A 24,491-nucleotide genomic window follows, 5' to 3' on the forward strand; every position below is an offset into this window, starting at 1 on the left:
TAGTCTTTGTGAGGATTGTTCATAGTAGTTTAATTGGCGTCGATGCTTACTAGGAACTAGAAACTAGCAATTAGGGACTAGGGAAGGAGGATGAGAGAGTGTGAGGAGAAATGACTTTTGACTATTAACTTTTTACTCTTGACTCTTGACTCTTGACTCTTGACAAATAACAAATGACAAATGACAAATAACCAATGACCAATAAAAAATGATTCCTCTCAAATAATCCCGGTATAAACCCTCAGTGATGCGTATTTTAGGTGACAGTCTTGACTCAGCTTGTTGATTCACAATTTGATCGGCAACAATTGACAGTCGAAGTGCATCTTTTGTATTTCCAGATCGATAAAAACTCATGATCCAAAGTGTAAATTCCGTCCCTGCTTTTGATATTAAACAGCAATACTCGACTCTTGAAGCAGAAGTGAGTGCCGCTGTCTTAGAGGTTCTGGCTTCTGGTCGTTATATTGGCGGGCCTTTAGTAGAAGGCTTTGAAAAACAGTTTGCCGCTTATCATGGTGTAACTGAATGTGTAGCTTGTAATTCTGGTACTGATGCACTTTTTCTCGCGCTACGTGCCTTAAATATTGGTGCAGGTGATGAAGTCATCACAACAACCTTTACCTTTATTGCTACGGCTGAGGTTATTAGTGCCGTAGGTGCCAAGCCAGTTTTTGTTGATATTGATGATACGTTTAATATCGATTTACAGCAGGTAGCAGCGGCAATTACACCCAAAACTAAAGCCATTATTCCAGTTCATTTGTTTGGGCAACCTGTAGATATGACGGCGCTGATGGCGATTGCACAATCTCACAATTTGGCAGTAATTGAAGATTGTGCTCAGTCTACAGGCGCAAGCTGGGGCGGTCAAAAAGTTGGCAGTATTGGTCACATTGGATGTTTTAGTTTTTACCCCACTAAAAACCTTGGCGGTTGCGGCGACGGCGGTGCAATTACTACTAACGATCCAGCAATTGCTAGCCAACTCCGAGTATTACGAGAGCATGGCAGCAAAGTTCGCTACATCCACGAAGAAATCGGTGTCAATAGCCGCTTGGATGCGATCCAAGCAGCGATTCTAGAAATTAAACTGCGTTATCTCGATAATTGGAATGAGCGACGACGCGCGATCGCAGCTTATTATCATCAGTTCCTCAGCCAAGTTTCCGGTATTATCATCCCTCAAGAATTAGCTGGCGGTGTTGGTGTATGGAATCAATACACGATACGCATCTCTGGTGAAGGGCGAAATGGTGCTACTGCTAAATATCGCGACTCTATCCGTCAGCAATTGCAAGAACGGGGCGTAAGTTCAATGGTTTACTATCCCCTACCCTTACATTTGCAGCCAATTTACCAAAATCTCGGCTATCAACCAGGCTCCTTACCGAAAGCAGAGCAAATCTGTCATGAGGTGATATCTTTACCGATGTTCCCAGAATTGACGCAAGCACAGCAAGACCAGGTGATTTATGCGCTGAAGGATTGTTTGGGGTAATGGGAGGCAGGGGGGATGAGGAAGTATGGGGAGAAATAGAACAAGGGAGCAATTACAAATCACTTTTGACCCTTGACCCTTGACTCTGGACTCTTGACCAATGCCCCATACCCAATGCCCAATCCCCCAATTACCAATTAGGCGATCGCCCGGCTATTGGCAGTTGCCAAAGCTTCTACAATGCCACGAACGGCAGCAATCATGGCGACTTCGCTGTTGAGTTGGTTAATGGCAGAACCAACACCAACACCTGCTGCACCAGCCGCGATCGCTAATGGTGCTGTAACGCTAGAAATGCCAGAAGCACACAATACAGGTACTGAAACTGCACGGGAAATCTCAAAAGCTGCTGCCAAGGTGGGGGCAGCTTTTTCAATTAAGCCCAAGGTTCCGGGGTGGGCTGGGTTGCTGCTGGTGCCGCCTTCGGTTTGGATAATATCAGCGCCAGCTTTTACCAATTCCTCAGCTAGTTGTACTTGTCGATCTAGTTCCAGAATGTGGGGAACAGTCACAGATAAGGTAATTTCAGGTAGTAAGGCACGAGTTTGGCGAGTTAGTGCGAGAACTTCCTCCGCTTCAAATCTCCGTCCTTGAGCGTAGAAAGAATCAAAATTTCCGATTTCAATTAAATCTGCACCAGCTGCCACAGCTTCCACAAATTTTTCTGGTTCTACTGCTGATACACAGATTGGTAAATTGGTCAAATTTTTCGCTAATTTTACTAAAGCAGCATCGGCAGCGATATCAACAAAAGTCGCACCACCCAAATCGGCGGCTTTGATAGTAGCGGCGACGCGATCGCTATCAAAGTTATTTAAACCAGCGATCGCTTTCAGGACGCAGCGGTTAGTAAAAGCACGTTGAAGAGAAGAATGCATTGTCATACTTCGTTTGAAGCTACGAAAATTAGGTATATTCTACCGTTGTTGAGTTGGTATTTGTCATTTATATCCCTTGTATCCCCCATCTCCCCTTGCTCAAATAATTGTTATGATGACAAGCGCGATCGCTGTCTTAATTAATACTACACTTTATGATAGAAGTATTTTTACGTAATGCATATGCTGTTTGAAGTATTGTATATTCAAAGCTCAGTGCTATTACTCATGATTTTTACATTAAATTAGGCAAAAATATTATGTATCAAATTATATAATTAGAGTTCAGTGTTAGGTATATGGAAAATCATTATGCTTAAATCGGCATAGAAGAATATTTGGTAGTTAGTCAAGTGGAAATTGGCAGTTTCCTCTTTTAATTGGTCTAATTTAAGAAAAATCGGCAGCATCACGATTAATCTTTGAGCTAATCGACATAAAAAACTGCTATTAATGCTGCACGCTATGGGTAAGCGAGAGTAGGATTCGTTGACAAAGTATTTACTGACATTCTTTTAATTGAAAAAGTATTTTTCTCTACTTCTAGTAGCGATACTAGAATTTTTTAGTTTCAGAAATATTTAGAAAATACTAATTCTACTATCAGCAGTAAATAGCCTATTCACAATTAGTTAAATCCAGTAAAGTAATGATTAATAGTTCCGGATATAAAATTCTAGAAAAAATTTCTGATGGCATAGAGACTGTTGTTTACCGTGCGCAAAATCTAATAGATCAAAAATTAGTTATTCTCAAAATTCTTAAACAAGAATATAGCACTCTTGAATATATAACAGAGTTCAAGCATGAATATGAAATTTCCCAAAGCCTAGACTTACCTGGTGTAATTAAAGTTTATGGATTAGAAAATTATAATAACTGCATGGCTTTGGTATTAGAAGACATTGGCGGACAAAGCCTGAAACAATTTATAGATCAAAATCAGCTGAATGTTATAGATTGTTTAAAATTAGTTATTCAAATAACTGATATAGTTACAAGTTTGCACGAGCAACATATTATTCATAAAGATATAAAACCTCAAAATATAATTATTAATCCTAAGTCAAAGCAGATTAAAATTACTGATTTTAGTATAGCCTCTCGCCTGTCAAAAGAAAATGCGATCGTTAGTAATCCCAATTTGCTGAAAGGGACACTAGCTTATATGTCTCCAGAGCAAACAGGTCGGATGAATCGGTCGATTGACTACCGTACAGATTTTTACTCTTTAGGCATAACTTTTTATGAAATGTTAACATCGCAATTACCATTTAATTGCTCTGATGCTTTAGAAATAGTTCATTCTCATATTGCAAAACAGCCTATACCACCTCATAATCTGAACTCCAAAATTCCCGAAGCAGTATCTAATATTGTGATGAAATTATTATTTAAAACTGCTGAAGAAAGATATCAAAGTGGATTAGGGCTAAAAGCAGATTTAGAGATTTGTCTAGAACAGTTATTAACTAACGGTAAAATTCAAAATTTTATTCCTGGTAAATTAGATACATTTAGCCAATTTAGCATTCCCCAAAAACTCTACGGTCGTCATGAAGAAGTAGCGTCTCTCATATCAGCTTTTGAGCGAGTAAGTGTTGGTAAAAGTGAGATGATGTTAGTCTCTGGTTATCCAGGGATTGGTAAATCTTGTTTAGTTAATGAGATTCATAAACCGATTATCAGCAAACGAGGATATTTTATTTCTGGTAAATTCGATCAATTCAAGCGAAATATCCCTTATGCAGCGTTGATTGAATCATTTCAAGAACTAATTCAACAGCTATTAACAGAATCTTCTGAAAAAATCACTCTTTGGAAAGAGAAGCTTTTAGAGGCGTTTGGTGATATTGGTCAAGTTATTATCGACGTTATTCCAGAAATTGAGAAAATTGTTGGTCAACAGCCATCTGTACCGCAACTAGGCGCAACTGAATCTCAAAACCGCTTTAATCGAGTATTTCAAAAGTTTATCAAGGTATTTACTCAACAAGATCATCCACTAGTCCTGTTTTTAGATGATTTACAATGGGCAGATTTAGCATCTTTAAAATTGATTCAGATGCTGATGATGGAGCCTGATAGCCAATATTTGTTAACAATTGGAGCTTATCGAGATAACGAAGTCATCTCTACTCATTACTTGCTTCAAACCTTGAATGAAATCCAAAAAGCAGGCGTAACTGTCAATAATATTACACTACAATCGCTAAATCTGGAAAATGTTTATGAATTAATAGCTGATACCATACATAGCGAAACAGAAAAAACAAAAGCATTAGCAGATTTAATTTTTCATAAAACCCAAGGTAATCCTTTTTTCTTAACGCAGTTACTCCAAACCATGTATCAAGAAAAGCTATTAAACTTTAATTTTAATAGTGGAATATGGGAGTGGGAGATCGAGCAAATCCAAATCATTGGAATTACAGATTATAATACTGTAGAATTGGTTGCTAGAAATATTCAAAAACTACCTCAGAAGACACAGCAGATTTTAAAATTAGCTGCTTGTATTGGCAATCGCTTTAATATAGATATTCTGGCAATTGTTAATGAAAAATCTCAATCGGAAACTGCCTGTGAATTATGGGAAGCGCTTCAGGCTAGTTTAATTTTACCACTGAGCGAAAATTATAAAGCCCCATTATTTTTTGAGGAAGACAAAGAATTAAAAGTTTCATATAAGTTTTTTCACGATCGCATTCAGCAAGCAGCTTATTCTCTAATTCCCGAATCTGAAAGAAAACAAACTCACCTGAAAATTGGGCGATTATTACTCGATTCTTTCCAAACAGCAGAGATTGCAGAAAATATTTTTGATATTGCTAACCATTTTAATATTGGAATCGAATTTATTAGCGATGGCTCCGCCAACGCCAGCGGCGAACGCTCAGAAAGAGATGAGCTAGCTCGATTAAATTTAATAGCTTGTCAAAAAGCGAAAGCAGCATCAGCATACGCAGCTGCGCTTAACTATTCAACAGTAGGATTAGAATTACTTACGCTATCTAGCTGGGAAAATAATTACGACCTGACGCTAGAACTTTATCTCGAAAGTGTCGAACTTGAGTATTTAAATACAAACTTTCAACGCGCAGCCATCCTCACAGAAACTATTTTACAAAGAGCTACCAATCTGCTCGATCGCGTTAAGGCTTATCAACTACAAATCCAGTTCTATATGGCTCAGAATCAAATGATCGAAGCCATTAACACTGGACTAGAAGCGATCGCACAATTGGGAATTTCTCTCTCACCACCAAATAACCAAAATACTATAGCTAATTTACCTCGGCTTGAGGATTTAGAAACTTTTCCAGTCCTCAAAGATCCTTACATACTGGCGGCTTTAAAAATTCTTGTGACTGCTGGTGGTGCTGCTTTTATTACCGACCCGACAGGAACAACTTTTCCTCAAATTATCTTAACTGTTGTCAATCTCTGCATTGAGCACGGTCATTCACCTTTGGCTGCTGCCGGATATTCTTGTTATGGTATGGTGTTGTGTAGCAATTTAGAAAATATTGATGCTGGATATCACTCTGGTCAAATAGCTTGGCAGATATTAGAGCAGTTTCAAGCCAAGGAACTCAAAAGTAAAGTATATGCGCCATTTTATGGTTTTACCTTTCATTGGAAACAGCACGTTAGAGACAGTATTAGTCCTTTACAAGAAGCTATTCAAAGCGCGTTAGAAATTGGAGATTTAGAATACGCTGGATACTGCTCTGTCCATTATTGCGGTCATATATTATTGACTGGAGAACCACTCGAATCAGTAGCACAGCAACAAGCATCATATATTGATTTGCTACAAAAATTTCAACTAGATTTTCCCATAAACTACATTAAGATTTGGCATCAGTTAGCATTAACTCTACAAGGATTATCGCCAGATACATCTCATTTAATTGGCGATAGCTTTAATGAACTAGCAATGTTACCCTATCTCCAAGCTACTAAGAATGTTACTTCTTTGTTTGCTGCTTATGTTGGCAAATTGATTCTCCACTACTTATTTAAAGATTACAATCAATCCCTTGATGCTGCTAATTTAGCTTCACAATATATCAGTAGTGTCATGGGAATGATGACAATCAGTATCCACAACTTTTATCATTCTTTATCCCTGATTGGTATATATCCCCATGTTGAACTCAAAACTCAACAAGAATATATGGCTGTAATCAATGCCAATCAAGAAAAAATGCGAATATGGGCGAGTCATGCTCCTGCTAACTATCAGCATAAATATGATTTAGTCGAAGCAGAAAAAGCGCGAGTTTTAGGTCAAACCTTTGTAGCTATGGAATATTATGAGCTAGCTATTCAAGGAGCAAAAAAACAGGGATATATTCAAGAAGAAGCATTAGCAAATGAATTAGCAGCAGAGTTTTACTTTGCCCGTAACAGAGAGCAGCAAGCTATCTTTTATTTGAAAGAATCTTATTATGCCTATATACGTTGGGGCGCTATTTCCAAAGTCAACGATTTAGAAACAAAATATCCTGATTTTTGTCCGTTAAGAATCAACCAAGACTCTTCGAGTTGGAAGGCTAATTTATCAACTACTTCCAGTAAAATAAATAGTATAGCATCTTTTGATTTAAGCACTGTTTTCAAAGCTGCACAAGCTATTTCTAGCGAAATCATGCTAGATGATTTACTAGCCAAGCTGATGAAAATTGTGATGGAAAATGCTGGCGCACAAAGTAGCTGCTTCTTTCTAGAGAAAAATGGTCAAATGGTTATCGAAGCAGCTGTGGGAATTAATAATAATGAGATGTTTTTAGAAAGCTCAAGCCCATTAGATAACAGCCTATATGTGCCGATATCTGTACTGAACTATGTGATTAGAACTAAAGAAAGTGTTGTTCTTGGTAATGCTAGCTGTGAAGGAATATTTGTTAGCGATCCTTATATTATTAAAAATAACTGCAAATCAATTTTGTGTACGCCGATCATTCATCAAAGCAAACCGATCGGCATTCTGTATTTGCAAAACAATTTAACAACTAATGCATTTACTACTGAGCGTTTAGAAGTTTTAAAAATTCTGGCTTCACAAGCAGCTATCTCTATCGAAAATGCCAAACTATATACTAATTTGTCGAATCTCAATCATCATCTACAACAAGCTAACCAGAAATTAGAAGACTATAGTAAAACCCTGGAGCTAAAAGTTGAAGAGAGAACCCAGGAATTACATAAAAAAAATCTGTGCTTGTCAGAGCAAGCGCAACAGCTAGAAGCTACATTAGGAGAGCTGCAAGCTACACAATTACAGATGATTCAGAAGGAAAAAATGTCCAGTCTGGGTCAACTAGTTGCTGGTATAGCTCATGAGATTAATAACCCGATTAATTTTATTCATGGCAATATTTCTCATGCAAGTGAATACATTGAAGACCTCTTACACTTGGTAAATATTTATGAGCAAAAATCACCAGAACTCACGCCGCAAATGCTAGCAGAACAAGAAGATATAGATTTAGAATTTTTGCGTGAAGACCTTCCTAACTTGCTAAATTCTATGAAGGTTGGAGCTAATCGTATCCGCCAGATAGTTCTGAGCTTACGTAACTTCTCCCGATTGGATGAAGCCGAAATGAAACCAGTTGATATTCATGAAGGTATTGATAGCACTTTACTAATTTTGCAACATCGACTCAAAGGTGAATCTGTTAATTCTAAAATTCAGATCGTTAAAAATTATGGCAGTTTACCACTAGTAGATTGTTATCCTAGCCAACTCAACCAAGTATTTATGAATTTGTTAGCTAATGCTATTGATGCTTTAGAAGAGTATAACTCTAACCGTTCGTTAGCAGAAGCTGAACTGAATCCCAGCTATATCAAAATTACTACTGAGTTATTAGAGCAAAATTTGCTAGTTATTCGCATTGCTGATAACGGTTCAGGGATGAACTCGGATACACTGTCTCAGATTTTTAATCCTTTCTTTACTACCAAACCTATCGGTAAAGGTACTGGTTTAGGGTTATCCATAAGCTACAAAATTATTGTAGAGAAACATGGAGGCAAATTAAGTTGTCTGTCAACACCAGGACAAGGAAGTGAGTTTGTAATTGAACTTCCAGCACACAAATATAGTACTGCTATTTGATTTGTAAACTTCCCGGTAGAATTAGCCAATCAGCAAGATGTCAATAGAGGGTTATTTGATAAGGTTAAGGTATGCGTAATTTTTTTTATAAATCAAAGTACATTTATATATTATTCTTAATAATTTCAATAGTGATTACTCAATTTACCTGGCTAAAATCTTGCCTAAATAACGGCTATCTAAGCTTTACATCTAAAATATGTATTGAATTTTATATGCTGACAAATAGGTCTTTTGTGCTTGTCTCTTGACAATTATTATTTTGTTTATAATTATTTTATAATTCGATTTTTGTGATACAATTCTTAGAAGATACCTGAAAAAAGACTAATAAGTATAATTTTTCATCGCAACGTAATTTCTCGAATAAAAGGGTTGGAATTGGCTATCAGATGTTCTAAAGTTTCGGGATTCTACGCTCAGTTAAGTATGGAATTTTGAGCTTTTTATAAATCCTGTAAATCATTAGAATTGAGCATTTTCAAAAATCTCAATATTTCTCCTTTAACCTGCGTAAATTAGGAGGTAATCATTATGGTTAGCAATTTTAACAATATAGATGTTTCTACTATGCCAATGTCAGAAGATATCATGTCTTTATTAGCAGGAACTTCAGTAGATGAGCCTTTTGAAGCGTCAAATCTGGGAAAAATAGGACGACTCACAACGACACAAAGAGATTTATATCTAGATAATATACTCCATCCCGATAGTACTGTGTTTAGTTTAGGATTATCGGTAAAACTACCAAAAAATTTAGATAGGTTTATCTGGGAAAAGGCAGTAAACATAGTATGCCAGCAGGATGATACTATTAAAACTAGGTTTATTTTTAAGCAGGGTGAGGCTTTCCAATTTGTAGATAACAATTTAGATGTTAACTATGAATTTATAGAGCTAGAATCTACAACTACTAGTTTCACGAGTTTAGAGCAAGTAATTCAAGAAAAGATTAAAGTTAAGTTAAATTTAGAATCAAGAGATGTATTTAAAAATATTTTGGTCAAAGATCTGTTAGGTAACTATACTGCTATTTTAGGTGCGCCTCACATTCTTTTTGATGCATATTCTGGCAAAATTTTCTTTGAAAGAGTAAGCAAAATCTACTCGGATTTAAAAGCAGACACTCATTCACCAGAATGTGTACTGAATTCTTTTTATGATTTGATTGAGGATGATATTAGCAAATTTGACACTCCAGAAATTCAGGAATACTGGCAGGAATCGTTAAGTAAGGTTGTTCCTGTTACATCGTATACAGGAATTAAACAAGAAAACCAAGCGCGATCGCAAAAAATCCAAATTTTCGGGAATGAATTAGCACAGATTCGAGAATATTGTCAACAAAATAAATTTAGCGTTCCTGCCTTTTTTAGATCTGTTTATGGCATTTATTTGAGTAAATATTTACAAGCTCCAGCAGATTTTGTATTTTATGACATTATTGGTAAACGAAATGAGCAATTACTGAATATTTTGGGTTGTATTTACCAAGTAGTTCCTGTTGTCATACCTCAAAATCAGATTGGTAATGATGCAAATATAGCTAATTATATTGACTACATAAAACAATATCGAAAAAATCTAGGAGATAAACAAAACATTTCGGTTCTGCTGCAAAGAAACTATTTAAAAGGTGAGAGATTAAAATTTTTCTATAACTTTTATAATTTTAGCCTGCTTAATCTACCTATTACAGACAACCCTTCTAAATTAACTGTTCATAATTCTTTTGCGGAAAATGAAGTTCATCTTGTGATCGACGATTTCCAAGATACTCTTGAATTAGAGTTATTTTACAATCAACAATATTTTGCCAATATAAATACTTTGGAGAGATTGCTGTCTATAGCTAATCAAATTGTTCAAGGATGTGAAAAGTTTGCACAACTGAATATATTACTGGAATCTGAGCAGCAAGAAATAGAAAAATGGAATCATACCAACACACTTTATGCAATAGATAAATGCGTTCATCAATTATTTGAGGTGCAGGTGGAACGCACACCTAATGCTATAGCAATAATCTTTAAAGAAGCCAAACAGCACGCGAAATCTTTCCTCACCTACCAAGAGCTAAATCAGCGAGCCAATCAGTTAGCACATTATCTAATATCCCTGGGTGTAAAGCCAGATATGCCGGTGGGAATCTCTGTAGAGAGAACCTTGGAAATGGCGATCGCAGTTTTGGCTGTTCTGAAAGCTGGTGGCGCTTACGTACCAATCGATCCGGCCTATCCCAAAGAACGCATAGGCTATATGCTTGAGGATACTCAGGTATCAATATTACTCACGCAACAACATCTAGTAGGGGAATTTCCCGAACATCAAGCACAGGCTATCTGTTTAGATACCGACTGGGACAAAATAGGTCAATACAGTAAAGAGAATCCCGTCACTGAAGTCACAGCAGAGAATTTAGTCTATATCATCTACACTTCTGGTTCTACAGGTAGACCAAAAGGCATTTGTTTAGCTCACCGTCCTTTAGTAAATTTACTGCAATGGCATCTCAATACACTATTAACAGGTGTACGTACCCTACAATTTGCCTCTTTAAGCTTTGATGCTAGCTTTCATGAAATGTTTGCAGCTTGGTGTTCGGGAGGAACTCTGTTTCTCATCTCAGAAAACTTGCGTCGGGATACTACAGCTTTAGCTGACTTTATTCAACAACAAGAGATTGAAAAAGTTATCTTACCTGTGGTTGTACTGCAACAAATGGCAGAATTAGCTGCATCTCAGTTGGAATTATTTACTAGCCTCAAAGAAGTTACCACTACAGGCGAGCAACTGCAAATTACTCCAGCGATTGTCAAATTCTTCAAATCCCTACCAAATTGCTCTTTTCACAATCACTACGGCCCATCAGAAACCCATGTGGTAACGGCTTTGACTCTGGATCGAAATCCTGATTCTTGGCCTACTTACCCCTCTATAGGTCGTGCGATCGCGAATACGCAAATTCATATACTTGATGCAGAATTCAAGCCAGTTCCTATCGGTGTTCCGGGAGAGTTATATATTGGTGGCGATAGTTTAGCCAGGGGTTATCTAAATCGACCCGATTTGACTGCTGAACGCTTTATCGATTCAAAATGGAATCGCCTTTATAAAACAGGTGACTTAGCTTGCTACTTAAGTGATGGCAATATTGAATACCTGGGTCGGATAGACCAGCAAGTGAAGATACGCGGCTTCCGGATTGAATTAGGGGAAATTGAGTCTCTGCTATTACAGCATCCTGATGTGCGCGAAGCCGCAGTTATCGCGCGGGAGGATGTACCTGGGAATAAATATTTAGTGGCTTATGTTGTTTCTAGCCTGATTTCCGAGCAAATACGCACAATAACGACTAATTTGCGTCAATTTCTCAAACAGAAACTACCAGATTATATGGTTCCCTCTAATTTTGTGATCTTAGAGGCCTTACCACTCACGCCTAATGGCAAAGTAGATCGTCGTTCCCTACCAGCACCCGATCGCACTATCCGCAATTTAGAATCAGATTTTATCTCACCTCGTACCCAAGTTGAGGAAGCGATCGCCAAAATTTGGCTAGATGTTTTGCGCTTGGAACAAATCAGCGTCTACGATAACTTTTTTGAGATTGGCGGACACTCACTGCTAGCAACGCAAGTAATTTCCCGCGTCCGAGATACCTATCAGTTAGATTTGCCATTACGTCAATTATTCGATGCACCTACTATTGCTAGCTTTGCAGAACATATTGAGACACAAATCTTGTATGTTGCAGAATGGCAGATTCCTGAAATTGTACCTGTAACGCGCAATCAAAATTTGCCTCTTTCCTCTGCCCAGCAACGGTTATGGTTCCTCGAACAGTTCTTACCTGACAATCCCCTATATAACTTACCGCAGACTTTTCACCTTACTGGTAAGCTAAATCTGAATGCTTTAGAACAAAGCATCAACGAAATTATTCGCCGCCATGAAGTTTTACGCACCACGTTTGGGTTCTTGGATGGACAGCCGATACAAATTATTGCTTCTGCCTTAACTGTACCTCTGCATTTAGTCGATTTATCTTCGCTTTCTCAATCGGAAAAAGATGCAGAAATCCAGCGATTAACGATTAAGGAATGCCAAAAACCATTTAACCTCAACCAAGGGCCGCTAGTACGCACCACCCTGTTACAGTTAGGTGTAGAAGAATATCTACTGCTGTTGAATATCCACCATATCGTTTTTGATGGTTGGTCTGTCGGTACATTTTTCCGAGAACTGAGGCTGCTATATCAAGCCTTCAGCAACGGTCAACCTTCTCCCTTAGCGGAACTGGCGATTCAATATGCAGACTTTGCTGTATGGCAACGGCGATGGTTGCAAGGGAAAGTATTATCAGACCAACTAAACTATTGGAAGCAGCAATTAGCTAATTTACCGATTTTACAGTTACCAACTGACCGACCCCGACCTGCAATCCAAACTTATCGCGGGACACGTCAACCTTTTGCAATCTCCAAGTCTCTCAGCGATACAGTAACTCGTTTCAGCCAGCAAGAGGGAGTGACTTTATTTATGACCCTCTTAGCAGCATTCCAAACTTTGCTCTATCGATACACGAGTAGCGAAGATATTGCAGTAGGTTCGGTAATTGCTAACCGCAACTATCAAGAAATTGAGGATTTAATTGGATTTTTTGTTAACACCTTAGTACTACGCAGTGATTTTTCTGACTCTCCCTCCTTCCGTCAGTTGCTCAAGCAAGTACGAGAAGTAACTCTAGAAGCTTACGCTCATCAAGACTTTCCTTTTGAGAAACTGGTAGAGGAACTAGAGCCAGAACGAGATTTGAGCCGTCATCCTCTATTTCAAATTGGCTTTGCTTTGCAAAATGTACCGATACCAGCAATAGAACTTGCTGGTTTAAGCATCAATCATCGTATAGAACATAATGGCTCATCTAAATTTGATTTGTTCTTAGAACTATTTGAAACGCCAGATGGAATTAGTGGCTGGTTTGAGTACAGCACCGATTTATTTGATGCGCCTACCATTTCTCGCATAGGGGAACATTTTCAAACTTTAATTGCAGGTATTGTTGCGAATCCAGATGAGAAAGTTACAGATTTACCTCTATTAACAACTGCGGAGCGTCAACAATTATTAGTAGAGTGGAATCAAACTCAAGCAGAATACCCCGATTGGGCTTGCATTCACCAACTATTTACAGCCCAGGTAGAGCGCGAGCCTGACTCTGTAGCAGCCATCTTTGCAAACCAGCAAATAACTTACCGCGAGTTGAATGCTAGAGCCAATCAATTAGCGCATCATTTACAAACATTAGGTGTCGAGCCAGATGTATTGGTAGGGATTTGTGTAGAGCGTTCCTTAGAAATGCTCGTTGCTTTATTAGCGATTCTGAAAGCTGGTGGCGCTTACGTACCTCTAGATACCGCCTATCCCCAGCAGCGTTTATCCTTAATGCTGGCAGACTCTCAGGTAAAAGTGCTATTAACCCAAGAAAATTTATTAGCAACGTTTCCCGAACATCAGGGAGATGTTGTTTGTATAGATAGAGACTGGGAGGATATTGCTACTCAAGCTCAAGATGACCTCGACATTAATGTCCATCCTGACAATTTAGCTTATTTAATCTACACCTCCGGTTCCACAGGCAAACCAAAAGGTGTCGCTATGCCGCACCGTCCACTAGTAAACTTAATTACTTGGCAATCACAAGCTTCTACCGTCGGCTTTGGTAGGAAAACACTGCAATACACACCAATTAGCTTTGATGTTTCCTTCCAAGAAATCTTTGCCACTCTGACTACAGGTGGAACCTTGATATTGATTTCCGAATCAATGCGTCGCGAACCGATACAACTGCTGCAATTTCTCAACCAAGAAGGGATTGAGCGATTGTTCCTACCCTATGTCGCCTTACAACAATTAGCCGAAATCGCCAGGATAGAAGGCATCGTACCCCGAAGTTTATGCGAAGTAATTACAGCTGGGGAACAGTTACGCATTACAGATGCGATCGCCCAATTCTTTCACCAACTACCTAACTGCACTCTACACAATCACTATGGCCCCTCGGAAACTCATGTTGTAACTGCCTTTACGCTGGCAAATTCACCTAAAAATTGGTCAGTATTACCACCCATCGGGCGACCAATTGCTAACAGTCAAATGTATCTATTGGACTCGCAGTTACAACCTGTTCCTTTAGGCGTACCTGGAGAACTCTATATTGGCGGTATTGGTATAGCAAGAGGCTATCTTAATCGCCCCGATCTCACAGATACGCGGTTTATTCCCAACCCCTTTGGAAATTCAAATGAACGTTTGTATAAAACCGGGGATTTAGCTCGTTACCTACCAGATGGCAATCTCGAATATCTCAGTCGTATCGATGGGCAAGTAAAAATTCGCGGCTACCGGATCGAGCTAGGAGAGATTGAAACTGCGATCGCACAACATCCATCTGTGAAGACGAGTGTTGTTATCGATCGGGAAGATCTACCAGGACAAAAGCGTTTGGTAGCTTATCTCGTGCAAAATCAGCAATCTGAAAATGACAGCCAATTAGCATCAGAACTGCGTCAATTTCTCAAACAAAAGCTACCAGAATACATGATACCTACAGCTTTTGTGAGCTTAGAAAAGTTACCCCTAACTCCTAGTGGAAAGTTAGATCGTAAAGCGCTACCTGCTCCCGATCGCTCTAGATCTACCTTAGACGTAGCATTAATTACACCTCGTACTCCTACTGAGGAAAAAATGCTGAGTATCTGGACTAAGATACTTGGAAGCGATCGTATAGGCATTCAAGAAAATTTCTTTGAACTTGGCGGTAATTCCTTATTAGCAGCCCAGCTAATGATATATGTGCGAGAAATGTTTCAAGTACAAATGCCTGTAAGATGCGTTTTTGAGCAGCAAACTATAGAAGGACTATGCCAAATTCTCGATCGCTTACTTCAACAGGGAACTGCTGCTCTCAAGACTGGTGTTAACTTAAAAGCTGAAGCCGTACTTGATGCAAATATTTATCCTCAAGGAGTACTTGCTAACAATATCAATCAACCAAACCATATTTTCTTAACAGGAGCTACAGGCTTTCTAGGCGCTTTCATCCTACATGAATTGTTGCAGCAAACGCAGGCGAAAATATATTGCCTTGTGCGTGCTGATAACGAAAATGAAGGCTTGAGAAGGTTGCAGAAAAATCTTGAAAAATATTTAATCTGGGACGCAAATCAAAGCTCAAGAATTATTGCCATACCAGGAGATTTAGATCGGCCTCATCTTGGACTTTCTTTAGAGCAATTTGAGAGCCTAGCAGAGCAGATAGATGTTATTTATCATAGTGGCGCTCAAGTTGGTTTTGCTAAACCATATTCTCTAATTAAGGCAGCAAATGTTCTGGGAACACAAGAAATTCTCAGATTAGCTTGTCAGGCTCAACTCAAGCCAGTACACTACATTTCCACAATTGCTGTTTTTAGCACAATTGCCTGTTTCAACGGTTTGAATATCCTTTATGAGGACGATGAAATTGATAACAGCGAACCTTATCTTTATCAAGATATTGGTTATATCCAAAGTAAATGGGTAGCCGAAAAACTTATCTGGATTGCAAAATCGAGAGGAATGCCTGTAACAGTTCACAGATCGGGATTTTTAATGGGTCATTCGCAAACTGGAGTTACTAATACAGATGACTACGTATCAAGGTTAATTAAAGGTTGTATACAGTTAGGTAGTTTCCCAGATTTAGTCAATCAAAAACAAGATTTGATTACTGTAGATTATGCCAGTAAAGCCATTGTGCATATATCTAAAAATCAAGACTCTTTAGGAAAAGCATTCCATATAGTACCTTCAGCAGCACAAAATATCGATTTGATGCAATTATTTGAGTTAATATCCGCCTATGGATATCAACTTAAGAAAGTACCCTATTCTCAATGGATAGATGAGTTAACAAATCAAGCTAAATCCTCACACAATAATTCTCTTGTACCGCTTTTACCAATGTTATCGGAAAAAGTGCATCAAGGGCTGACTGCATGGGAACTATATCAAAACACTCCTGATTTAGACTGCCGTAACACACTTGAGGCAATTGCTGACACTTCTATTTCCTGCCCAGCAATGGATACTGAATTATTCGATAAATACTGTGAATATTTCATAAATAGCGGCTTTTTACCAGGGAATTTAATTCAGTAATACTCATTATTCACAAAATCATTAATGAATGCTTTGTAAGTCTTTTGAGTAGTTTAATCAGTCAATATAACATTACTTATTTAAGTGTTTACGGCAATGTCTGTAAAACTTTAAAAAGGTAAATTCTAATCATTCACACACTCAAGGATTTGTTATGTACCTCACCGAAGAACAGTTATCAATCTACAAAAACCAAGGATTTCTATTATTGCCAGAATATTTCTCGCGTACCGAAATTGAATTAATGAAATTAGAGTTATCTGGTTTGTTTGGAGAAAATTCACCGACAAAAGTATTTGAGAAAGATGGGAAGACTGTACGCTCATTTCATGGAACGCATACTAAAAGCGAGGTGTTTAATCGCTTAACAAGACATCCCTTTATAGTTGAGCCTGCTATGCAAATAGTTGGTAGTAAAGTATATATCTACCAATTCAAAATTAATATTAAAGCCCCATTTAGTGGGGATATTTGGCAATGGCATCAAGATTACATTTATTGGCGTAAAGAAGATGGAATGCCAAAGCCTCAAGTAGTCAATGCCATGTGCTTGTTGGATGATATGAACGAATTTAACGGGCCGCTATTTGTGATTCCTGGTTCTCATAAAGAAGAGATGATTGACACTACAGTTCCTCATCTGCAAATGGCAACCACCAATTCTAACAGTTCTAGCGATTCTACATGGCTAGCGAGTTTTAACGCTAATATGAAGTACTCTATCAACCAAAAAATGGTGGCTGATTTAGTAACAAAATATGGCATTACTGCAATCAACGCTGCGGCAGGTTCTGTACTATTTTTTGATAGTAATATTGTCCATGCATCACCAAATAATATCTCACCGTTTGGCAGAACTACAGTAATTGTCACTTATAACAGTATTGAGAATATTCCTTTGCCAGTGAGTAATCCCCGACCTGAGTTTCTGGTTAGTCAAGATTATCGACCAGTCACTCCACTAGGGGCTGATGCATTAGAACTGTGTTGTCCTGTTGAGTTTTAACAAAATGCTGCGTCATGCGCTGTAAATATCTGGAGTAGGTTGGTTGATATACTGCCTACTCTTTTTAGTATCTTTTACGCGCGAGTTCATTCATGAGCTTTCTTTACCAACTCATACTTAAGTTGCAGTCTGTTGTAGTACATCTGAATTAATGAGATTGCTTTTCTTGCGATCGCAATGACAGATAAGCTGTTACGCATTTAAGTTGCATAGTGACTCATCAGAATTGTCAAGGGTCAAGAGTCAAAAGTTCAAGTGTATCCTTGAATCTTGACTCTTGACCCTTGACAACCCAAACAAGAAAATGTGCAATTTAGATGTGCATCAGCTTAGTATCTTTGATTGCTACTTGGTAGCATACCTCATGCTGTTGCAACCAAGCTGGGAGAATGTTATGCATTCTATAATTAGGAATTTAGAGTGTGTCGCCTGTAACCAAGAAGCGCTATTACTGATAGGCTAAATTCTTTTGCATAAATATACAGAGTGGCACGCTAAGAAAAACTAAGATATTGTGTTATTTGCGTAATAATCGGTTTTAGTGGAGAACACAGCCGCTAAAGGTAATGGGAAAACTTGGGTATGAATTCGAGGTTCACAAAGAAAACAGTTGCTAAAGCCAGCCCTAGCCGGAATGCCCGCCGATGCGTTAACTGTTCTAGATTCATGCGAGGTATATGATGACTACTCAGACTCATCCTTCTGTGTTGCAAAAGACGGCAAGTTGGACTTTATCAAAGCCTGTACAGGCAACACTTTTCGTTTCGCTATGTTCGTTGACACTCTGGACTGTTTATTTTACGACCTATCCAGCAATTCACGATCGCGTACATAACCCACGTCACCACACTTTGCTGGTACCTTGCCACTAAACAGTTAGCAACTGTTTGGGAACCCCCATATCCTTCTAGGAGTGGGGGAATCATCTGCGTTACGAGCCAGCGCACAAGATTCCCCATTATCAACCACAATTACAGTACATAAAAACTTGTACGCTGGTCTTCATCAAGGTTTGATAAACTCCGCTATTACTGTAGAAATCCACAGTGAAAATGTCAAAATTTAAGCTCTATACACTCATCAGTGCTATTTGTATGGTGAGTGTAGTTTTTTATAGTTTCATCGGCTTCTCTCAATCGCCGCAACCGCGCGTGCGACTGGTTAGCCCTACGCCATCAAGCCAGATCGTACCTTTTGAAGCCGAAGCCAGCACGCCCCAATCTCCAGTAAAATTAGTGCTGCAAGCCGAAGATTCTACAGGCAAAGCATTAGAAAACGCTAAATTCAACCTGGAAATTTTTACCCCACCAAGCAACCCTTGGTTCACGACGGATTTTCCCATTGTTGAGGGAACTAAGCTATTAGATATCGAAACAATAGCCCCTAAAGGTCAGCTAGAAGTCCAACAAATACTGCCCATTCGCGGCAATTACCAATTCAAGGTGAATGTTACTCCAGTGGTAGCGAATGCCTTTACACCAATTCAGCAAACTCTGACATTACCAGTGGCAGAGAATTGGGTAAAATATCGGAATTTTACAATTCTCGCAGTAATTTTGTTACTGGTTGGGCTAGGTGGTGGTTGGGTAATTGGCGGACGACAAGCGATCGCACCTGGAGAAATTGCACCAGAGCGAGTGCGATTATTATTGAGTGGGTTAATTGTAGTTGCGATCGCAGCTCTATTATTTGTTAACATCAGCGCAGAAGTTGCTCAATCAGAGAGTTCGGGACACGCACATCATCACGAGCATCACGACTCGACAACCGCAGTACAAGTTGATAACTCTGGTATTGTTCGCCAACAGGGTTTACAGGCGCAATTGTTGGGATCTGCTGGTGCTACTGTCGGACAGCCTGCTGCTTTGCAGGTGACAGTAACTGACGAAAAAACAAATCAGCCAGTCCAAGATGTACTCTTAAATATCAAAACCAGCATACTTGAAGATGGTGTAGTCACTTTTGTCCATCAAGATGTTCCCGACGTTAAAGGACAATTTGCCTGGGAACAACAGTTTTTTGATGGCTCACCCCATAAACTAGAGGTGGAAATTGCACCTCAACCCAATGCTTCACGCCAATTTACGCCATTTCAAGTACAAAAACAAATAGATGTAGAAGGAGTTGCACCGCCATTCTTAACGCGGTTCATTAGTCTGGCTTACATGACAGCTTTTGTGATTGTGGGCTTGTTAGTAGGATTGCAATTAAAACGGAACTTGGCTTTGCACAGTTATTAGCGGTGGGACTCATGTCACCATTCTAACTAGTCCTCATATTAATTATTACAGGCGGCGATATCCCCGACTTCTAGGAAGAGGTCGGGGATTTAATTTTTCAGTACAGCAATGCAGAAATAGTTTGCAATAGTAGCCAAACATTTAAGCTACCAATAACAATCGCTACTAACCACGATAAAATCTTCAGCCATAAAGGATTAACAAACTCACCCATTAAGCGGCGGTTACTTGTAAACATTACTAAAGGCACAACTGCAAATGATAGTTGTAAACTCAAAATAACTTGACTGAAAATTAGTAAACCGCCTGTACTTTTTTCACCCAACAATATAATTGAAATTAATGCGGGAATCACCGCAATTAGTCTAGTAATCAACCGACGCAACCAAGGTTTTAAGCGCAAATTGAGAAATCCTTCCATGACAATTTGCCCTGCTAAGGTTGCAGTGAGGGTGGAACTTTGTCCGGAAGCTAGTAATGCTAAGGCAAAAATTGCACTCGCTGCATTCACACCCAATAAGGGAGAGAGCAATTTATAAGCATCTTGAATTTCGGCTACATCTTGATAACCAGAAAAATGAAAAGTAGCAGCAGCAATAATCAAAATTCCTGAGTTGATAAATAATGCGAAAAATAAAGCTACTGTTGAATCAATTGTACTAAATATAATGGCTTCCCATTTCTTTGCAGACGTTGGTTGCCAATTCCTTGTCTGTACAATTGATGAGTGTAGATATAAGTTGTGCGGCATCACCGTCGCCCCTAAAATGCCAATGGCAATGTAGAGCATTTCTGGATTCTGCACAATTTCTATGTTGGGAACATAACCTAATAAAATTCCACCAAAGTTAGGGCGAGAAAAGATAATTTCTGCCAGAAAGCAAAGTCCGACAGTTGCTACTAACATGATTACCAAAGCTTCTGTATAACGAAAACCTTTGTGTTGTAGCAGCAGTAAGAGAAATACATCTAGTGTTGTTATACACACGCCCCAACTCAGGGGAATGCCAAAAAGAAGTTGCAGCGCGATCGCACTTCCCAAAACTTCCGCTAAGTCGCAAGCTGCGATCGCTATTTCACAAAGTACCCATAAGCAAAAGTTCACACGCGGACTAAAGTAGTCTCGACAAGCTTGTGCTAAATCTCGTCCTGTTGCTACTCCTAAACGCACACACAGCGACTGCATTAAAATCGCCATCAAGTTGGAAAGCATGATTACTGTTAGTAATGCATAACCAAATTTAGCACCCCCAGCCAAGTCAGTCGCCCAGTTTCCAGGGTCCATATATCCCACTGACACAAGATATCCCGGGCCTGCATAAGCTAACATCTTACGCCAGATATTTTTGGTGTTAGGAATCGCTATACTGCGGTGGACTTCAGGTAAACTGGGCTTCCTGTCCCGATCGTCTGGAAAAGGCATTCGTTGATACTCTCATTTTTTCATAATTCTTTCATAATTTTATAAAAAACTGATAAATATACTTGCATTCCTAAGGTTATAAATCTTAACTTTTACTCAAAATTAGCGAAAAATTTCAACTATCAACTCAATTTTCTGATTGAAAGAGATTATCATTCTAAAATTTTAAACTTGTAAAAACTACTTTTTTTGATTACATTTGAACGGTGAGTCATATATCTAATAAGCTACTTTTTTGAATGTAAATGAAGCAGAAAATACATACAGACTCTGACGGTTGTTGTCATTGTGGACATGACAATAGCGAGAATCATAATCATCATCATGATGAAAATCATCACCATGACCATCATCACCATCATGAGGGAGAATTCAATCTCAAAAATGAGATATTTCCTATAGTTTTAATTTTAAGTTTGTATACACCTGGTGTAATTTTTGAATCTCAATTACACAATACATTCTACTCAATCGGTGAATATCTACTTTTCATCCCTGCCTATTTATTAAGTGGATGGAGTGTTTTAAAAACTGCGGGCAGAAATATACTTCGAGGCAGAGTATTTGATGAAACATTTTTGATGACTGTAGCGACATTGGGAGCGATCGCAATTCATAAATTGCCTGAAGCGGTCGGAGTCATGTTATTTTACAAAATTGGGGAATTATTTCAGGATCTTGCCGTTAATCGTTCTCGTAACTCTATTAAAGCCTTATTGGAAGTACGTCCAGATTATGCCAATATTCTCCTAGATGGAGAACTCAAGAAAGTATCGCCAGAAACAGTAAATATTGGTGAGATTATCGTTGTCAAACCAGGAGAGAAGATTGCTTTAGATGGTGAAATCATCGAAGGAAATTCCCAAGTTGACACATCTGCATTAACTGGAGAATCTGTACCCCGAACAGTGAAAGTTGGAGAAACAGTTTTGGCTGGAATGCTCAACAAAATGGGTGTCTTGACAATCAAAGTCACAAAACTTTTTGACGAGTCTTCCATTGCCAAGATTTTAGATTTGGTGCAGAATGCCAAAAGCAAAAAAGCAGCAACAGAGAAATTTATTACTCAGTTTGCGAGATATTATACACCAGTAGTAGTTTTTGTATCTCTAGCAGTTGCGCTATTACCTCCGTTATTCCTGACTGGGACAACATCTTCAGAATGGATTTATCGCGGGTTGATATTATTAGTAATTTCCTGTCCCTGTGGATTAGTTATCAGTATTCCTCTGGGTTACTTTGGGGGAATAGGAGGTGCAGCTAAACGCGGTATTTTGGTTAAAGGTTCGACTTTTTTAGATACTTTGACAAAAGTAGATACAGTTGTTTTTGATAAAACTGGCACATTGACTAAAGGAGTATTTAAAGTAGCCAATATTGTTCCTAAAAACGGCTGGAATGAACAAGATTTGCTACAATTAGCTGCCAAGATAGAATCGCACTCAAATCATCCGATCGCTCAATCTATTAGGAATGCGTTTCTAGGAAAAATCGATGCCAATGAAATCAAAGATTACAGAGAAATCGCAGGTTATGGCATCAGCGCCAAAATAGAAAATCAGTTAGTGTTAGCAGGAAGCGATCGCTTATTACATAAAGAGCATATTGCCCATGATATTTGCAACATTGAAGGCACAGTGATTCATTTAGCAGTGAATCGTAATTATGCCGGATATATTGTCATAGCTGATGAGTTGAAATCAGATGCAAGAGAAGCTATTCACCAGCTAAAAAGCATTGGTATCAAAAAAACAGTAATGTTGACAGGAGATAATCAAGCGATCGCCTCCCATATTGCTCAACAGCTTGGCATAGATTCCTATGAAGCAGAGTTATTACCTGAAGAAAAAGTGAGTGCAATTGAAAAGTTACTCAGTACCTCACAACAGCATGGTAAAGTTGCCTTTATCGGAGATGGAATTAATGATGCCCCAGTAATTGCTAGAGCTGATGTTGGGATGGCAATGGGCGCTTTAGGTTCAGATGCTGCTATAGAAACTGCTGATATTGTAATTGTGACGGATACGCCTTCAAAAGTGGCGCAAGCAATACAAATCGCCCGAAAAACCCGCAGCATTGTTTGGCAAAATATCTTTTTTGCGTTAGCAATCAAAATCGTATTTATTGGTTTGGGGATTTTGGGAATTGCGACAATGTGGGAAGCCGTGTTTGCTGATGTCGGTGTAGCACTGCTGGCAATTTTTAACGCCACCAGAGTGATGAATTAAACCGGAGACTGAGGGGATGAGTTTCTTTTCCTTGTGACAATCTGGAATTGAGTGTTGGGAATTTGTAGTAGATAACAGCAAGAAGTCAAAACTTGTTCATTTAACACTCCTAACTTAGTTACAGGCGCGATCGCTCGCGTCTGTTTCTTTCTCAACAACCCAGAGTAGAATCCATGAAGTCTCCCATCACACACATTGCAACAGCTACCCTAGCTTTGCTATTAAGCTACACCACAAACTCAGTATTTGCCGCGCCTCAGACAAATCATCCAGTGAACGTCGCGCAAGCAAAAAAAGCTTCAGACAACTTAATTATTCCCGGTGAAAGAGTTGGCCCTGTAACACGCACAACCACCAAGCAAGATTTAGTTAAGTTGTTTGGTGCATCCCGGTTAATTGATAAAACTATTTCCGGCGCGGAAGGGATGGGTAGTTATGCAGCTACTCAGGTAAATCTTGGTAAAGAGCGATCGTTTTTAGTAGTCTGGAGTGATAACACTCGTAGCAAACCACTTACTATAAGTGACCTTGGTTCTGCTTGGAAAACCCCCGAAGGTTTAAGGGTTGGTACTCCCTTAAATGAGTTACGCCAGAAGTTAGGCAACTTTCAACTCTATGGCTTGGACTGGGACTATGGTGGCACAATCTTGTTGAATACCAGCCGATTATCCCGTTATCAAGGCAAACTGACTCTACAAGTAACTGCGGCTCCTAATGCTTACAAAAATCACCCCAAAGATTACCAAGCAGTATCAGGCGATCGCACTTTTTCTGCCAGCGATCCTCATTGGAAATCTCTGGGAATACGTTTAACACAAATCAGTGTTTTGCTTAACCAGGAATAAGTCTTTAATACTCGTTAATCAGTTTTAATTCA

General features: G+C 38.9%; 10 protein-coding genes. 8 read left to right on the forward strand and 2 right to left on the reverse strand.

Going from position 1 to position 24,491, the window contains the following annotated elements:
- The first annotated feature begins 355 nt into the window (after window positions 1-355).
- On the forward strand, window positions 356-1,501 hold the full coding sequence (locus AACU33_RS05780) for a DegT/DnrJ/EryC1/StrS family aminotransferase (protein WP_096587457.1): 1,146 nt from the start codon (window positions 356-358) through the stop codon (window positions 1,499-1,501).
- A 137-nt stretch (window positions 1,502-1,638) separates the two neighbouring features.
- Here AACU33_RS05780 and AACU33_RS05785 read toward each other — a convergent pair whose 3' ends face one another.
- A complete protein-coding gene (locus AACU33_RS05785) occupies window positions 1,639-2,385 on the reverse strand; it encodes a DUF561 domain-containing protein (RefSeq protein ID WP_096587458.1) in 747 nt (248 codons plus the stop codon).
- A gap of 643 nt (window positions 2,386-3,028) precedes the next feature.
- On the opposite strand from AACU33_RS05785, the gene AACU33_RS05790 reads away from it, so the two are divergent.
- The 5 genes from AACU33_RS05790 (at window position 3,029) to AACU33_RS05810 (ending at window position 19,963) form a co-directional block, all read left to right on the forward strand.
- Complete coding sequence (locus tag AACU33_RS05790) at window positions 3,029-8,512, forward strand: ATP-binding sensor histidine kinase (protein WP_096587460.1); 5,484 nt, start codon at window positions 3,029-3,031, stop codon at window positions 8,510-8,512.
- A gap of 534 nt (window positions 8,513-9,046) precedes the next feature.
- Window positions 9,047-16,717: a non-ribosomal peptide synthetase gene (locus tag AACU33_RS05795; RefSeq protein ID WP_339375787.1), complete on the forward strand. Its 7,671-nt coding sequence runs from the start codon at window positions 9,047-9,049 to the stop codon at window positions 16,715-16,717.
- A 154-nt stretch (window positions 16,718-16,871) separates the two neighbouring features.
- Window positions 16,872-17,723, forward strand: a complete 852-nt coding sequence (locus AACU33_RS05800; RefSeq protein WP_096587461.1) for a phytanoyl-CoA dioxygenase family protein — start codon at window positions 16,872-16,874, stop codon at window positions 17,721-17,723.
- Window positions 17,724-18,400: 677 nt separating this feature from the next.
- A complete protein-coding gene (locus AACU33_RS05805) occupies window positions 18,401-18,595 on the forward strand; it encodes a CbtB domain-containing protein (RefSeq protein WP_339375788.1) in 195 nt (64 codons plus the stop codon).
- Between the two features lie 180 nt (window positions 18,596-18,775).
- Entirely contained in the window at window positions 18,776-19,963 is a 1,188-nt protein-coding gene (locus AACU33_RS05810; protein ID WP_096587463.1) for a hypothetical protein, read from the forward strand.
- Between the two features lie 97 nt (window positions 19,964-20,060).
- Here AACU33_RS05810 and AACU33_RS05815 read toward each other — a convergent pair whose 3' ends face one another.
- Window positions 20,061-21,386: an Nramp family divalent metal transporter gene (locus AACU33_RS05815; protein WP_096587464.1), complete on the reverse strand. Its 1,326-nt coding sequence runs from the start codon at window positions 21,384-21,386 to the stop codon at window positions 20,061-20,063.
- A 245-nt stretch (window positions 21,387-21,631) separates the two neighbouring features.
- Between AACU33_RS05815 and AACU33_RS05820 the strand changes: the two genes are divergently transcribed.
- Together AACU33_RS05820 and AACU33_RS05825 are read left to right on the forward strand one after the other, a co-directional pair.
- Window positions 21,632-23,614: a heavy metal translocating P-type ATPase gene (locus tag AACU33_RS05820; protein WP_096587466.1), complete on the forward strand. Its 1,983-nt coding sequence runs from the start codon at window positions 21,632-21,634 to the stop codon at window positions 23,612-23,614.
- A gap of 173 nt (window positions 23,615-23,787) precedes the next feature.
- Window positions 23,788-24,459 carry a hypothetical protein gene (locus tag AACU33_RS05825; RefSeq protein ID WP_096587467.1) on the forward strand — a complete coding sequence of 224 codons (672 nt, stop codon included), beginning with the start codon at window positions 23,788-23,790 and terminating at the stop codon, window positions 24,457-24,459.
- Window positions 24,460-24,491 lie beyond the last annotated feature (32 nt).

The sequence above is a fragment of the Calothrix sp. NIES-2098 genome (genome assembly GCF_963875125.1).
GTDB lineage: Bacteria > Cyanobacteriota > Cyanobacteriia > Cyanobacteriales > Nostocaceae > Aulosira.

What these genes read in the sequence shown, in the direction of transcription:
- AACU33_RS05780 (WP_096587457.1), top strand. Translation starts at nt 356, where the DNA reads ATGATCCAAAGTGTAAATTCCGTCCCTGCTTTTGATATTAAACAGCAA.
- AACU33_RS05785 (WP_096587458.1), bottom strand. Translation starts at nt 2,385, where the DNA reads ATGACAATGCATTCTTCTCTTCAACGTGCTTTTACTAACCGCTGCGTC.
- AACU33_RS05790 (WP_096587460.1), top strand. Translation starts at nt 3,029, where the DNA reads ATGATTAATAGTTCCGGATATAAAATTCTAGAAAAAATTTCTGATGGC.
- AACU33_RS05795 (WP_339375787.1), top strand. Translation starts at nt 9,047, where the DNA reads ATGGTTAGCAATTTTAACAATATAGATGTTTCTACTATGCCAATGTCA.
- AACU33_RS05800 (WP_096587461.1), top strand. Translation starts at nt 16,872, where the DNA reads ATGTACCTCACCGAAGAACAGTTATCAATCTACAAAAACCAAGGATTT.
- AACU33_RS05805 (WP_339375788.1), top strand. Translation starts at nt 18,401, where the DNA reads ATGATGACTACTCAGACTCATCCTTCTGTGTTGCAAAAGACGGCAAGT.
- AACU33_RS05810 (WP_096587463.1), top strand. Translation starts at nt 18,776, where the DNA reads ATGTCAAAATTTAAGCTCTATACACTCATCAGTGCTATTTGTATGGTG.
- AACU33_RS05815 (WP_096587464.1), bottom strand. Translation starts at nt 21,386, where the DNA reads ATGCCTTTTCCAGACGATCGGGACAGGAAGCCCAGTTTACCTGAAGTC.
- AACU33_RS05820 (WP_096587466.1), top strand. Translation starts at nt 21,632, where the DNA reads ATGAAGCAGAAAATACATACAGACTCTGACGGTTGTTGTCATTGTGGA.
- AACU33_RS05825 (WP_096587467.1), top strand. Translation starts at nt 23,788, where the DNA reads ATGAAGTCTCCCATCACACACATTGCAACAGCTACCCTAGCTTTGCTA.